This is a genomic window from Pseudomonas shahriarae (genome assembly GCF_014268455.2).
Classification (GTDB): domain Bacteria; phylum Pseudomonadota; class Gammaproteobacteria; order Pseudomonadales; family Pseudomonadaceae; genus Aquipseudomonas; species Aquipseudomonas shahriarae.
Window position 1 is genome coordinate 3,118,198 of the sequence record NZ_CP077085.1, and the last position, 12,334, is coordinate 3,130,531.

The 12,334-nt window shown below is 55.0% G+C and carries 17 protein-coding genes; 9 read left to right on the plus strand and 8 right to left on the minus strand.

What is annotated here, in order from left to right; genetic code table 11:
* The first annotated feature begins 67 nt into the window (after positions 1-67).
* Genes HU773_RS13920 through HU773_RS13930 form a run of 3 tightly spaced genes read left to right on the plus strand, consistent with a single transcriptional unit; the run spans position 68 to position 1,932 of the window.
* Positions 68-538, plus strand: coding sequence for a VOC family protein (locus tag HU773_RS13920; RefSeq protein WP_115128212.1), 471 nt, complete (start codon positions 68-70; stop codon positions 536-538).
* Complete coding sequence (locus tag HU773_RS13925) at positions 538-1,440, plus strand: glycine betaine ABC transporter substrate-binding protein (RefSeq protein ID WP_186626225.1); 903 nt, start codon at positions 538-540, stop codon at positions 1,438-1,440. The genes HU773_RS13920 and HU773_RS13925 overlap by 1 nt, the downstream gene beginning before the upstream one ends.
* Before the next feature lie 24 nt (positions 1,441-1,464).
* Complete coding sequence (locus HU773_RS13930) at positions 1,465-1,932, plus strand: Atu1372/SO_1960 family protein (protein ID WP_057438472.1); 468 nt, start codon at positions 1,465-1,467, stop codon at positions 1,930-1,932.
* Between the two features lie 10 nt (positions 1,933-1,942).
* Here the strand turns inward: HU773_RS13930 and HU773_RS13935 are convergent, their stop codons facing one another.
* Positions 1,943-2,596, minus strand: a complete 654-nt coding sequence (locus HU773_RS13935; protein ID WP_198799261.1) for a TetR/AcrR family transcriptional regulator — start codon at positions 2,594-2,596, stop codon at positions 1,943-1,945.
* 112 nt (positions 2,597-2,708) lie between these two features.
* Here HU773_RS13935 and HU773_RS13940 point away from each other — a divergent pair, with 112 nt between their 5' ends.
* Together HU773_RS13940 and HU773_RS13945 are read left to right on the plus strand one after the other, a co-directional pair.
* Entirely contained in the window at positions 2,709-3,038 is a 330-nt protein-coding gene (locus HU773_RS13940) for a lysozyme inhibitor LprI family protein (RefSeq protein WP_057959657.1), read from the plus strand.
* Positions 3,035-3,652 carry a dTMP kinase gene (locus tag HU773_RS13945; RefSeq protein WP_120733108.1) on the plus strand — a complete coding sequence of 206 codons (618 nt, stop codon included), beginning with the start codon at positions 3,035-3,037 and terminating at the stop codon, positions 3,650-3,652. Before HU773_RS13940 ends, HU773_RS13945 begins: the two co-directional genes overlap by 4 nt.
* On the opposite strand, the gene HU773_RS13950 is transcribed toward HU773_RS13945, so the two are convergent.
* Genes HU773_RS13950 through HU773_RS13960 form a run of 3 tightly spaced genes read right to left on the minus strand, consistent with a single transcriptional unit; the run spans position 3,647 to position 5,152 of the window.
* Positions 3,647-3,952, minus strand: a complete 306-nt coding sequence (locus HU773_RS13950; protein WP_115128216.1) for a DUF6482 family protein — start codon at positions 3,950-3,952, stop codon at positions 3,647-3,649. The two genes, HU773_RS13945 and HU773_RS13950, sit on opposite strands and share 6 nt — an antisense overlap.
* A gap of 14 nt (positions 3,953-3,966) precedes the next feature.
* Positions 3,967-4,677, minus strand: coding sequence for an SDR family NAD(P)-dependent oxidoreductase (locus HU773_RS13955; RefSeq protein ID WP_186626226.1), 711 nt, complete (start codon positions 4,675-4,677; stop codon positions 3,967-3,969).
* A 10-nt stretch (positions 4,678-4,687) separates the two neighbouring features.
* Positions 4,688-5,152 (minus strand): thiol-disulfide oxidoreductase DCC family protein, encoded by a 465-nt coding sequence (locus tag HU773_RS13960; RefSeq protein WP_186626227.1) that lies wholly within the window; start codon positions 5,150-5,152, stop codon positions 4,688-4,690.
* Between the two features lie 168 nt (positions 5,153-5,320).
* Here HU773_RS13960 and HU773_RS13965 point away from each other — a divergent pair, with 168 nt between their 5' ends.
* Both HU773_RS13965 and HU773_RS13970 read left to right on the plus strand, forming a co-directional pair.
* Positions 5,321-5,881: a chalcone isomerase family protein gene (locus tag HU773_RS13965; RefSeq protein WP_225923786.1), complete on the plus strand. Its 561-nt coding sequence runs from the start codon at positions 5,321-5,323 to the stop codon at positions 5,879-5,881.
* 319 nt (positions 5,882-6,200) lie between these two features.
* On the plus strand, positions 6,201-6,980 hold the full coding sequence (locus HU773_RS13970) for an EAL domain-containing protein (protein ID WP_057959652.1): 780 nt from the start codon (positions 6,201-6,203) through the stop codon (positions 6,978-6,980).
* Positions 6,981-7,126: 146 nt separating this feature from the next.
* On the opposite strand, the gene HU773_RS13975 is transcribed toward HU773_RS13970, so the two are convergent.
* The 3 genes from HU773_RS13975 to folE all read right to left on the minus strand — a co-directional run bounded on the left by HU773_RS13975 (position 7,127) and on the right by folE (position 9,565).
* Positions 7,127-7,267 carry a DUF2256 domain-containing protein gene (locus HU773_RS13975; RefSeq protein ID WP_186626228.1) on the minus strand — a complete coding sequence of 47 codons (141 nt, stop codon included), beginning with the start codon at positions 7,265-7,267 and terminating at the stop codon, positions 7,127-7,129.
* On the minus strand, positions 7,264-8,802 hold the full coding sequence (locus HU773_RS13980; RefSeq protein WP_186626229.1) for a cryptochrome/photolyase family protein: 1,539 nt from the start codon (positions 8,800-8,802) through the stop codon (positions 7,264-7,266). The genes HU773_RS13975 and HU773_RS13980 overlap by 4 nt, the downstream gene beginning before the upstream one ends.
* Before the next feature lie 202 nt (positions 8,803-9,004).
* Positions 9,005-9,565, minus strand: coding sequence for a GTP cyclohydrolase I FolE (folE, locus tag HU773_RS13985; RefSeq protein ID WP_057436461.1), 561 nt, complete (start codon positions 9,563-9,565; stop codon positions 9,005-9,007).
* A gap of 359 nt (positions 9,566-9,924) precedes the next feature.
* Between folE and HU773_RS13990 the strand changes: the two genes are divergently transcribed.
* The gene (locus tag HU773_RS13990) at positions 9,925-10,449 is read left to right on the plus strand and encodes a DUF3833 domain-containing protein (protein ID WP_057959648.1); all 525 of its coding nucleotides are present in this window, start codon (positions 9,925-9,927) and stop codon (positions 10,447-10,449) included.
* Between the two features lie 377 nt (positions 10,450-10,826).
* On the opposite strand, the gene HU773_RS13995 is transcribed toward HU773_RS13990, so the two are convergent.
* Positions 10,827-11,327: a HEPN domain-containing protein gene (locus HU773_RS13995; protein ID WP_186626230.1), complete on the minus strand. Its 501-nt coding sequence runs from the start codon at positions 11,325-11,327 to the stop codon at positions 10,827-10,829.
* A 478-nt stretch (positions 11,328-11,805) separates the two neighbouring features.
* Between HU773_RS13995 and HU773_RS14000 the strand changes: the two genes are divergently transcribed.
* Positions 11,806-12,180 carry a cell wall hydrolase gene (locus tag HU773_RS14000; RefSeq protein WP_186626231.1) on the plus strand — a complete coding sequence of 125 codons (375 nt, stop codon included), beginning with the start codon at positions 11,806-11,808 and terminating at the stop codon, positions 12,178-12,180.
* The last annotated feature ends 154 nt before the right edge of the window (positions 12,181-12,334 follow it).

Here is a 12,334-nt window from a genome sequence, read left to right on the forward strand (position 1 = left end):
GAAATAAATTATCGAATGATAAAATATGCAGCTGTACCGTCTCTAATCCGCACTGTCAGGAGAGAACATGGGAGTCCTAGCGCTCGACCATTTCACCATTCGCACCGAACAATGGGGCAAGACCGCCGAGTTTTTTGAACAAGTGGTTGGCCTGTCACCTGGGCCGCGCCCGGATTTTCGTTTCCCTGGCTGCTGGATGTACGCCGGCGGCCGTCCGCTCTTGCACATCGCCAGTATCGTGGGCGGTGACAAGGATCTGCAGGCCTATCTGGGCGAGAAGCCGGGCGGCTACGGGTCGGGCGCCCTTGACCATGTCTCGCTGCGTTGTGAAGGGCTGGAAACCGTGCAGAACCGCCTGCAATCCCTGGGCATCGCCTTTCGCGAACGGGTGATTCCGCAGATTGGCGAGCACCAGCTGTTTCTTGAAGACCCCAACGGCATCACCATCGAAATGATCTTTGACTATGTGCCAGGAACCCGGATTGTCGGCGAGGCCATGGCGAGCCTTGCCATTGGCCCGTCTGCGGAAGGTCGCTGATGGACTTCAAACGTCGACGTGTGATTCAAGCCCTGGGCAGCGCAGCGTTATTGGCGCCGCTGCTGGCCCGTGGCAATAACCCTGAGAGGAGCCCAACCATGGTACGACTCGGTGTGACTGATCTGTCCTTTCATCGTGCGACAGCCGCGGTGGTTGCTTCGGTATTGCAGCGCATGGGCTTTGGGGTGGAGCGTTCGTATGCGCTGCACGAGGCCAATTTCGAGCAGTTGCGTGCTGGCAGCATCGACATGATTGCCTCCGCATGGATCCCGTCCAGCCATGGGATGTACAAAGCCCGGGTGGAAGAGGTGGTCGCCACCCGCGAATTGGGCCTGCATTACACCCCGTATGCGTTGTGGGGTGTGCCCGACTATGTGCCGGTGTCGCAGGTGGACTCCGTGGATGACCTGCGCAAACCTGAGGTTATCGCCCGTATGCACACGCTGATCCAGGGGATTGGCCCGGGCGCCGGGATTACCCGGTTTTCGCTGCGGATGATGGAGGACTACGGCCTTGCGGCGGCGGGCTACCAGTTCCGCACCGGCACCCAGGAACAATGCGTGGCGGCGTTCGAGGCGCTGGTCGAGGAGGGCAGATGGGGCGTGGTGCCACTTTGGCATCCGCAGTTCCTGCATTTCCGCCATCGTATCCGTGATCTCAATGATCCCAAGGGGCTGCTGGGCAGTGTCGACCGTGCGGTGCTGTTGGCGCGGGTTGATCGCCTGGGGCGGTTCAGCGAGGCGCAATTGCAGGTGCTCGATAACATCCGTCTGAGCAATGCGATTGTCGCCGAGTTGGATTACGCCCTCAATCGCCAGGGTAAAAGTGCGGACCAGGCGGCTGAGGGCTGGCTACTGAACAACCCGCAGACTCTCGCCTCCTGGCTGGCGCCATTGGCCTGAACACAATCAAAACAGGAACCGATCATGACCACCCCTGAATCGCGTCTGCAGGCCGCCGGCATCACCTTGCCTGTTCCCGCCCCGGCCCTGGGTAACTACGTGCCCTGGAGCATTGTTGGCAATACCTTGATGACCTCCGGGCAATTCCCCTGGATTGATGGCCGGCTGCTGTACCGTGGGCGCCTGGGCCGCGACCTGAACCTGGAGCAAGGGTATGCGGCCTGTCGCCTGGCGGCATTGAATGCAATTGCCCAGCTCAAGGATGCGGTGGGGGATTTGAGCCGTATCCGCCAGGTCTATCGGCTGGAAGGCGTACTGAATGTGGCGGAGGATTTCCATGAGCACCCCAAAGCCCTGGATGGCGCGTCTGACGTGCTGGTCGAAGTCTTCGCCGAACAGGCCCGGCATTCGCGCATGATCTGGACCAACCCGGTCATACCCATGGATGGCTTTTGCCTGGTGTATCTCTTTGCGGAAATCGACGCCCCGTAAACGGCCTTCACTACGCCTCGTTATGCAGGGCGCCATCGAGGAAGGCATTGACCCGCAGGGTAATCAGTTCGGTCAGATTCTCAGGGACGGGCATCTGATACACCCACTTGCGCACCCCCAGGTAAAAGAAGCTGCTGTGGAAGCCCCACAGCACTTCGATCTCAAGACTCAGCGCGTGTTTATCCAGCGGGGCGCTCAGTTGCTTCTGATGACGCAGCTCTTCGATGATCGTCAGGAACACCGTCTCGTGCAATTGTTTGAGATAGCGCTGGTTCAACTCCGGGTCCTGCAGGCCGGCGTACAGAAAGATCCGCACCCACTCATTGCTCAGGATGGTGCGGGTATAACCGATAAAGTAATCAATCAGCCGTTCCCTTAAAGGACGCGTGCGGTCCTTGAGCTGCTGCTCCAGCTCAGGGTCCCAGCGGTTCATGAACACCTGCTGGTACACCTGTTCGATGAGTAATTGCTTACTGGGAAAGTAGCGGTAGAGCAGGGGCTGGGTGACCTGCAGCCCCTCGGCCAGCTCGCGGGTGGTCAGCGCAAAGCCTTTCTGGGCGAAGAGGGTGATCGCCCGTTCGACCATCTGCTGCTGACGATCGGCGGCCGTGAGATTTTTTCGGCCTGGCGTGGTCGCCTTGTTGCTAACGCTGATTTTTGCCATTGTTGACCTATGCAGTGCCACATCTAGAAAGCGTGACAGAATCATACGCGTTGCAGCGGTCAACGTGGGCCCGCATCGATGTGGCCATCGACACCTTTACAGGAAGACTCCTATGCATTCATTCATCCGCGCGGCGCTGTTGCCAGTCGCCATTTTCGCCATTAGCGCACAGGCCCAGACCGGACCTTCGTTCAAGTGCAGCGCAAACATGGCCAGCTCCGTGGAAACGCTGATTTGCGGCAGCGAAGCGCTTTCCGCCCTGGATCGCCAGATGGCGAGCACCTACAACACCGCGCTGAAAAAGGCCGGCAGCCAGGCCAAGATGCTCAAGGCCGAGCAACGTGGCTGGATCAAGGGGCGCAACGACTGCTGGAAAGCTGACGACAAACAGGCCTGCATTCGTGACAGTTACAACCAGCGGTTGGTTGAACTGCAACAATGAATCCTCCGCTGTTTGTTTCTCTGGATGGGCCCAAGGGCACCGGCAAAACCACACTGTTGGAAGCCGTTACGAAAGTACTGAGGGCAGACGCCAAAACGGTAATCCGACTTTGCGAGAAAAAAAGCGATCCCTTTAGACGGGAAACAATGACCCTCGTTAACAAGCTGGTGAGAAATCCCTGCCGGGATCTGGAGTTGCAGGTGTGTGAACGCCTTGCGGATAGCCGTGCATGGATTTCCCGACAGGTGCTGACTAAACAACCTCCGGGCAGCATTGTGTTGATTGATCGCTGGTACCCGTCTGATGCCGCGTTTCGGCGCATAGTCCCGTTTGCAGACATTCTCCAGTTGAACATTGATCGCAACGTGCAAGTGCCAGACTTGCACGTCGGGATTGTCACCGCCCCTGAAGTTTCATGGGCGAGGGCCGCAGCACGACGGCGCGGGCTGAGCAGTACTGTGATGCATACGCTGGAAGAACATGTTGCCTGTACCCAGGCGTTCGAGCGAGCGGTTGCAGATCAAGGCTGGGTTTTATGCCGCAACGAGGGAACGCTTGAAGAGGCAACATTGCAGGTTGTTTCTGAGATTTATCGCGTGCTTGCCTGCTCATAATGGCGTGGTGAGCGAAAACGGGATACGCAGCTCCTCGACAGGCCCTGAATCCCGGCCGCACATTTCGTCGTGCGCGCATTGCTGCACCAGCACGCAAGGAAATGCCGGCACGGTCTGCAGCAAGTCGCGCAGGTGGGTGGTCGACCGCAGGCGCATCGGCTTGGCCGCATCATCAAGCAGGGTGAACTGGCCGTGATCCAGGCGGATTCGTGCCAGATAAAAACCACCTTCGAGTGACAGCAACTCCAGCTCGCGTATTTCGCCCTTCGCGGCCCGCTCGGTCAGTGCTTGCAAATTCAAGGTTTACTCCTTGCCTACCAGGGTAGGCGCTCGCCGTTATAAGCAAAAAAATTGCCGCTGTCGGCAGCAGTCAGACGGTCAATCAGCGATAACAACTCGCGGGCAGCAATGTGTGCCGGCCTGGCTGCCGATGCACCACGAAAGGGCTGTGAAAGGCCTGAAATAACGGTGCCTGGATGCAGGCTCAGCAAGCGGGTTTGCGGGCGGGTTCGCGCCAGTTCGATCGCCGCGGTTTTAATCAACATGTTCAACGCGGCCTTGGAGGCGCGATATGCATACCAGCCGCCCAAACGGTTATCGCCGATGCTGCCAACCTTGGCCGAAAGCACCGCCATCGCGCCACGAGGGTCGAGCAATGGCAAAAAGTGACGCAAAACAAGCGCTGGTCCCAGGGCGTTGACCTGGAACACTGCCTGAAACGCATCCGCCTCAATGGCGGAGTAACTCTTTTCCGGCTTGATTTCTTTGCGATGGAGCAGGCCCGCAGCATGCAGGATTAACTGGTACGGGGCTTCTCCAGCTAATTCGGCGGCGGCTTTGGCGATACTCTCGGGCTCTTCCAGATCCAACTCCGGAAGACTATGACGCGTCAGTTCGCGAACAACCGAGCAGCGTGGATCTTCTTTGAGCAACCGACAAAACGCCGTGCCAAGGGCTCCACTGGCGCCTATCACTAAGGCGCGATAGCCGTCGCCAAGGGAGTTCATTTCGAAGGGGCTGTTCATGAGTAGCGCTCTAAGGCTGCCTCGTTTTCAAGGTGTCCGACGCGTCGGGTGCGTGTTGTGATTCCGGCACTGCGCAACGGTTATCGACACATCGACGTCGCCCATCCGGGTGAGGCAACCACGCCAAATGGGGGCGCAAGCGGCAGAACAGCTGATAACCGAACGCCAGCAGCGGTCGAAGTGCACGCCAGGTCAGGGGGCTGGCCCAGAATCCCAGGCCGGCGGCACGCCAGCTCCATAGGGTGGCGTCCAAGCCTTCAACCCAGCGGCCGTCGGCGAAACGGGCGTGAAGTACGGACTGCATGTGCTCGAACGTAAAGCCAAGGGCCTTGGCGTCAAATTCAGCGCTGTTTAAGTCAATAAATAGCAGTCGGCCCTCTGTGGCGTGTCGGCGCAGGATCTTGATTTCCCGCGCGCACAATGGACAGTTACCGTCAAAGTACAGCGTCAGTGGCCAAGGATTTTTGTTGTACATTGCACTATACCTTGTATAGGTTTTATCTAAGATAGGCCTAAAATAACCACCTGACAATGTGCGCAATGCTTATGCGTGTTAACCACGGGCCAATGCCATCCGGCTACGCACCCGCAATTGACGCGTGGCGAGCGCATAGGTATCCAAGAGTCTTATCGAGGTATTTGCATGGCTACGCGCAACGATAGCTTGGTCCGCCACCTTATCTGTATTGCTCTTATGCTCCAGAGCGCGGACATATTTGCCGATTGGCGTGAGGCGGTCCCCAATGCCCATCTGTTGGGCAGCGGGGATATGCGAGTATTCGGTTTCTCGGTCTACAGCGCGCAGTTCTGGAGCCCACGCCTGATCGCCGGTGAGCCGCTGGTTGCAGATGCACCTTTTGCGCTTGAACTCACCTACAGCCGCGCTATTAGCCGCGACGATCTAGTCGAGGCCAGCATCAAGGAAATCCGTCGCTTGTCACCCTACGGCCTGAACTCAGAGCTGATGGGCCGCTGGGAGCGGGAAATGCAGCACGCGTTCGTCAATGTGCGCGCAGGCGACCGCATCACGGGCGTTTATGTTCCTGGAGAGGGCGTACGGTTTTACTTCGGCGACAACCTAAGGCGCGTGGTGAGGGATGAAGCTTTCGCCAAAGCCTTTTTTGCCATCTGGCTTGACCCCCGAACACGCAACCCGGAGCTGCGAGCCCAGTTGCTGGGTGGATCCAAACCCGGGGGGCGTTGAGGAATTGCACAATTGGATAAACCGGGTTTGTCGAATCGGTGTCCTGACGCCGGCATTCATCGCGCTGGTGCCAGTGATGCTGGCTCTGCTTGGAAATGCGCAAAACAAGATATTGGCGTGGCGAAAAACGGGCATTGCCTTTATCCATGCTGGTTTTCGGCCTGCTTCTCATCAATATTATGGCGAACGACACCTCACTATTAGGCTGGCGCGTTGCGCGCGATGAACATGCGCCTTCAACGAAGCCAGATCAGTGCCGATACATACTGAAAGCTCGAAAATTATAGGGTAGGGTTGCTAAAAATCTGGAGGATCAGCCATGCCCCGTAATATTGCGTTCTCTACGTTCGTATCAGTCGGCTGCGCAGAGTGCCGAAATCTAGAAGGGTTGGGGTTCGATTTCATAATGGCATTCCAGCCAATCGTTAACGTAAGAACGCGCACAACCTTCGCCTATGAAGCCCTTGTACGCGGGGTGAACGGTGAGTCGGCGGCGAGCATCTTGGATCAGGTTAATGACGACAACCGATACCGCTTTGACCAAGCATGCCGAGTCAAGGCTATCGAGAGAGCGACGGAACTAGGTTTGCTGGGCATTCCAGACTGCAAGCTCAGTATCAATTTTTTGCCAAATGCTGTGTATCGACCCGAAACCTGCATTCGAGCCACTCTGGAGGCTGCCAGGCTGTTTGGGTTCCCTCCAGAGAGGCTAATGTTCGAAGTGACCGAAGGTGAGCGTGTTGATGACCCTATGCATCTAAAGGGGATTTTCGAAGAGTACAATCGTCAAGGTTTCACTACATCTATCGACGATTTCGGCTCGGGTTACTCGGGGTTGAATTTATTGGCGATGTTCCAACCTCATGTGCTAAAAATTGACATGGCTCTCACAAGAAACATTGACAAAGACCCAGTTAGAATTGCAATAGTCGAAGGTATTGTTTTAGTCGCAAACCGTTTAAATATAGTGGTTGTGGCCGAAGGTATTGAAACCCGTGATGAGAGTGATGCATTACTCCGCTTAGGCATAGATCTTATGCAAGGGTACCTCTTCGCACGACCTGATACATTTCAACTACCGCTCCCAATTTATTCCTAACTGAAAATTTCATGGCGCACATCGTTGTAGGCTCAGGTTGTGTTTTTGGTGTGACCTTCTAAAACGCCTAACATCACATCGACCTCCTGGCTAAGCAAGTGATTTTGGCTTGAGTACAAAAGGGCCTGTGATGGCCATTTTTTGGCTCAGCACTGGGCAGGATTACTACGCCGGCAGCGCTCAGAACAGTAACGAACTTCCTCCCAGCAGCGCGCCCATTTCTTCCTCCATAGGAAGGGAAGGCCGCAAGTCATGCAGGTTTTGACCGGGAGTTCACTCTTTTTCAAAGTGATTCACCGTCATCTAAGTTTGCGAGCAACAATTGACCACGTTGCCAGAGCGCTTGCTGCTTTGATTCAGGCATTCGGTCGAGGTTTTTATACTGCATGCCCATACGGTGATTGCTGCGCAGGCGATCGCTGTGACGTATCAGGAAGTGCCAATAAAGCGCATTGAAAGGGCAGGCGTCATCTGTGGTGCTTTCGCTCACCTTGTATGCGCAGCCACGACAATAATCGGACATGCGTTTGATGTATTGGCCGCTCGCACAGTAAGGCTTAGATCCCATGTAGCCGCCGTCTGCATGCATGACCATACCAAGTGTGTTGGGCAACTCCACCCAGTCGAACGCGTCCATGTAGATTGCCAGATACCACTCACATATTTGACTCGGCGCGATACCTGCGAGCAAAGCGAAATTGCCGGTAACCATTAGCCGTTGGATGTGATGAGCGTAGGCATGCTTAAGGCTTTGGTTAATGGCTTGGCGCATGCAGTTCATCTTCGTTTCGCCTGTCCAGTAGAACTCTGGAAGCAACCTTGTGTTGCTGAATTCATTTCCGTCGGCATATTCAGGCATCTTCAACCAGTAGATGCCTCGGACGTATTCCCGCCAACCGATCAGTTGACGAATGAAGCCTTCGGCAGCGTTCAGCGGAATCCGCTGCGCCCAGTACGCGGCTTCGACGTCGCTGCACAACTGGCGCAGATCCAGCAGGCCGATATTTAGCGCGGCGCTGATCCGCGCATGAAACAGGAAGGGTTCGTCACTGGCCATCGCATCCTGGTAGTCGCCGAACGCAGCCAGGCCCCAATCGAGAAAGTAATCCCACAAGGCTTGGGCATCGGCGTGGGTTACCGGGTAGTCGAAGGTGTCTAGGGCGCCATAGTGGCCGGAGAAGTTTTTTGCCACCAGCGCCAGCACTTCCTGGGTGATGGCATCGGCCGAAAAGCGCATGGGTGAGGGCGCTCTCACACCTTTGGGCAACGCCTTGCGGTTTTCGGCATCAAAGTTCCAGGCGCCACCGACCGGGCTGCGGTCGCCATTAAGCAACAAGCCACTTTTGCGCCGCATCTCGCGGTAGAAGAACTCCATCCGCAGCTGCTTTTTGCCCTCGGCCCAAGACGAAAATTCGCCGCGGGTGCAGAGAAAACGGCTATCGCTATGCCACTGGATCGTTAAGCGACAGTCCTTGAGCGACTGCTCCAGGCGCCAGTCACCGCATTCAGTCAGGTGCAGTTGCTGTGGTTGAAGCCGTGAGTGCCAGCGCCGTAACTCGCCGGGCACCGATCCACTGTTGTGCGGATCATCCAGGCTGACGTAGTACACACGGATACCGCTCTTCTTCAACGCCTCGGCAAAATGGCGCATCGCACTGAAGATCAGCGCGATTTTTTGTGGGTGATGGGGCACATGGCTTGCTTCCTCCATCACCTCGACCAGCAACACCGCATCGCGCTCGGGATCCAGCCCCTGTAATGAAGCCAAGTCCCAAGACAGTTGGTCGCCCAGCACCAGGCACAGTCGGCGAATCTTACTCATTTGCCAGGTCCCCGGTGCAACGTGACTCACCAGGGTGCCGCCAGCGAGAAAGGAATGCGTAACGACTCGATATCGTCATGGATCTGCTTTCAGCCATTCCAAACGCTGCGCCAAGCGCACCGCTGGCGCCTATCACCAAGGCGTTCATTTCAAAGGAACTGTTCATTGAGTCTCTCCTGCAAGCCTGCGCGAGCTCCGAGCGTTAACTGCGTTGCCCAATCAGTTGCAGGAACTCCAGCCGCGTAGCGGACGACTCGCGAAAGGCGCCCAGCATCACGGAGGTGGTCATCACCGAGTTTTGTTTCTCCACGCCCCGCATCATCATGCACATGTGCTTTGCCTCAATGACCACGGCCACGCCGGCCGCATCAGTGATGTGTGCAATAGCGTCGGCAATTTGCTTTGTAAGGTTTTCCTGGATCTGTAAGCGGCGGGCGAACATATCGACGACCCGGGCGACTTTTGACAGGCCCAGCACCCGCCCAGTGGGGATGTAGGCGACATGAGCCTTGCCGATGAAGGGGAGCAGGTGATGCTCACACAACGAATACAGTTCGATGTCGCGCACGATGACCATTTCGTCGTTTTGCGATTCGAACAATGCGCCGTTGATCAAATCCTCTAGACTGATCGTGTAGCCATTGCACAGGTACTGCATCGCTTTGGCTGCACGCTTGGGAGTATCCAGCAGTCCTTCACGCTCAGGGTTCTCGCCGACGCCGACGAGAATTTCACGGTAATGCTCGGCTATTGATGTGTTCATTAAGATTCCTCGAAGCCATGCTGCTCTCACCGTCAAATTGCAGCGCCAGTGGTCAGCTTTTATTGTACATTATCTAATGCGCTGTATAGGTTCTGTATAGGGTAGGCCTAAAAAAACCGCCTGACAATGTGCGCCATTCCTAGGCGTGATGCGTATGGGTGGCTGTCGCAGGCACCATTTCTGCGCGATGCGCGTGCCCCCCCTTGGACAGACCGTCGGAGTCCGTTTGTGTGGCTGTAGCGCCGACCTGAGGATTCAGCTGTACAAATTAATTGTTTTGTATAGCTTTTGGCGTGCCCGCAGCTGCGATCCCAATTGCTGGGCGGTTCTAAATCCCTGAGACCGTTGAGGAGTTGCACATGTTAAAGGTATTGATAGTTCTGCTAAGCATTGGTCTCGCGAGTTGCAGCCGGGTAGATGTGCATACTTACCGCCAGGAGATGCCCATCCTTGAGCTACGCGATTTTTTCGAGGGGCGGGTCGAAGCTTGGGGCATGTTTCAAAAGCGATCAGGTGAGGTGGTCAAGCGCTTCCACGTGGAGATCAATGGCCAGTCCGAAGGCAATAAGTTAATACTCGATGAGTCATTTACTTACAGCGATGGCACTAAACAAAAACGGGTGTGGACGCTAACGCCAGTTGGTCATAACCAATGGCGCGGAACCGCTGACGACGTGGTGGGGGAAGCGCGTGGTGAGATGGCAGGCAATACCCTGCGCTGGAAATACGTACTTAGCCTTCCTGTGGATGGTAAGGAGTATCAGGTTGAATTAGACGACTGGATGTACCTTATGGACAAGAACACCATGATCAATCGCTCGTTCATGACCAAATTCGGAGTGGAGGTAGGCCAGATCACTTTGTTCTTCCGTAAGCAACCTTGAGTAGTCAGGGCCGGCGGCAGGTACATCCTCCACGTTTCCGGTGTTCAACCCACTGTGGAAGTAACTCCAGCCTGATCCAAATCTCGGGTTCTGGCATAGGAGTAGAAAGCGAGGATCGCACGCAGATGTGCCGCATTCAATGTCTCACCATGAACACAACGTACATGGCCCGTTGACAGAGTGGACGTCAGAAGCAGGTTTGTCGAATCAGTGGTTTAGGTGGCTCATGAACATCTATGACATGACCTGTCGTTTAACATAATATACATTATGCGAACCGTCCTATACGGAGCTGGGGGGCTCTGGCGGTCAGATTTGAAGCCTGGCACTGCCTCCTGTCGGCGTTTTCGCGGACGCGAGAATCAAAACCCTGATAATCAACTGCTGACTGGTCGACGAGTCATTTCCTCCAGCACCTGGTCCAGGTGCGGCGCGAGCTTCAGCACATCAAGGTCAACAGCTTGAACCGAATTGGCTTCGTATGGATATCGAGTGCCAACAAAAAGCTTCGAACAAGCCGTGATCCATTTTTCCAGTGGAAAGCCTGGAGCCAATCGCTCTGAGGTTTCACGCAGCTTGTTGGCCAACTTTGCAGGAATGGCGTTGTACAGATCGATCAAGCCATGCCTGTTTCCAGGCAAGCCGGCGATCAAACGAAGGTGCCCCTCGGGATCAGATTCAGTCCTTGGAAACCGAGGGTCAGCCTCGACAAGGAATGACTTAAGAAGCAGCTCCGCTGCGAGCGCCGAATTCATGACGGCTGGCCAATACAGATGAAAATCTCCGTTTGAAGCACCTTGTTCGAGGATCTGTGCGGCTCTCAGAAAAGCACGTGCTTCCTCGATGACCCAGGTGCTTGGCAAAGGCTCAGAATCCATGATTCATTGCTCCAGATATTTAGTGAAAGCCACGGCATACGTGGCTTGTTACCGATTACACGTGTCTGTTTGCAGCTTTGCAAGATACCGCACATGCTATGGAAGATAGCGACCAAGGATGAACGCCCTCTGGTTCATTTAATGCGCTACCCTCCTCCATTAATAGCGGATAATTATAACTAAACTAAATGACTATTTAGTTTAGTTAATTAGATGTCACATGATGATAGCTAACCCCTCCACCCTTTTAATTAAATCATCCGAAGTTAAACCTAAACAGAAGCCAACTCCCAAACTGTTGGCACGGCCAGTGCGTGCCTGCTCGCTAGCCATCTGACTGAGTGGAGTGCCATTTTAAATTGAGACAGGTCCTATGGCTGGCCGATAGCTCGGTCTACAAAATCGATTGCTGTAGGTGCTGTCAATTACACGGCCCTTAATCCTGATGGACTTCCCATTCAGATCAGAGAGCTTCCAAATGACATTGCAGAACGCGCTGATGTGCCTGGCGCTCAATATTTATCATGAGGCACGCGGTGAGCCGCTTGAGGGGCAGATCGCGGTGGCGATGGTTACGATGAACCGTGCCGACTGGCAAACCTCGGGGATTTGCCAAGTTGTGTATGAACGCAATCAGTTTTCCTGGACTAATCGTGCTTCCCGTTTCCCCCCAGAGGAACACGATGCCTGGGCGAAGGCGAAACGTGTGGCAACCCGGGTCATTGAGGGGCGTCATGACGATATTACCTATGGGGCTACGCACTTTCATAGCCGCGCAGTGCGGCCTGTATGGCGTAATTCATTAAAGAAAACAGCAACCATTGGGCAGCATGTATTTTACGTGCAACGTTAAATATCAATGATGTTTCTTGCGCTGATTTAATTGGTTTAATTCATTAATAAAGTTTCGTTGTTTCTCTTTGCACACAAAACGCCTCTTTCATTCCGAACTGTAAATTCAAGACTTGTCTCAAAAAGCTCTCAAGCAATTGCTAACTGCCAGACTT

Bases quoted from the DNA above. Each gene is read 5' to 3' on its own strand.
- HU773_RS13990 (WP_057959648.1), top strand. From the start codon at position 9,925: ATGTTAAAGGTATTGATAGTTCTGCTAAGCATTGGTCTCGCGAGTTGC.
- HU773_RS13980 (WP_186626229.1), bottom strand. From the start codon at position 8,802: ATGAGTAAGATTCGCCGACTGTGCCTGGTGCTGGGCGACCAACTGTCT.
- HU773_RS14000 (WP_186626231.1), top strand. From the start codon at position 11,806: ATGACATTGCAGAACGCGCTGATGTGCCTGGCGCTCAATATTTATCAT.
- HU773_RS13925 (WP_186626225.1), top strand. From the start codon at position 538: ATGGACTTCAAACGTCGACGTGTGATTCAAGCCCTGGGCAGCGCAGCG.
- HU773_RS13930 (WP_057438472.1), top strand. From the start codon at position 1,465: ATGACCACCCCTGAATCGCGTCTGCAGGCCGCCGGCATCACCTTGCCT.
- HU773_RS13945 (WP_120733108.1), top strand. From the start codon at position 3,035: ATGAATCCTCCGCTGTTTGTTTCTCTGGATGGGCCCAAGGGCACCGGC.
- HU773_RS13955 (WP_186626226.1), bottom strand. From the start codon at position 4,677: ATGAACAGCCCCTTCGAAATGAACTCCCTTGGCGACGGCTATCGCGCC.
- HU773_RS13965 (WP_225923786.1), top strand. From the start codon at position 5,321: ATGGCTACGCGCAACGATAGCTTGGTCCGCCACCTTATCTGTATTGCT.
- HU773_RS13960 (WP_186626227.1), bottom strand. From the start codon at position 5,152: ATGTACAACAAAAATCCTTGGCCACTGACGCTGTACTTTGACGGTAAC.
- HU773_RS13940 (WP_057959657.1), top strand. From the start codon at position 2,709: ATGCATTCATTCATCCGCGCGGCGCTGTTGCCAGTCGCCATTTTCGCC.
- HU773_RS13920 (WP_115128212.1), top strand. From the start codon at position 68: ATGGGAGTCCTAGCGCTCGACCATTTCACCATTCGCACCGAACAATGG.
- folE (WP_057436461.1), bottom strand. From the start codon at position 9,565: ATGAACACATCAATAGCCGAGCATTACCGTGAAATTCTCGTCGGCGTC.
- HU773_RS13935 (WP_198799261.1), bottom strand. From the start codon at position 2,596: ATGGCAAAAATCAGCGTTAGCAACAAGGCGACCACGCCAGGCCGAAAA.
- HU773_RS13995 (WP_186626230.1), bottom strand. From the start codon at position 11,327: ATGGATTCTGAGCCTTTGCCAAGCACCTGGGTCATCGAGGAAGCACGT.
- HU773_RS13970 (WP_057959652.1), top strand. From the start codon at position 6,201: ATGCCCCGTAATATTGCGTTCTCTACGTTCGTATCAGTCGGCTGCGCA.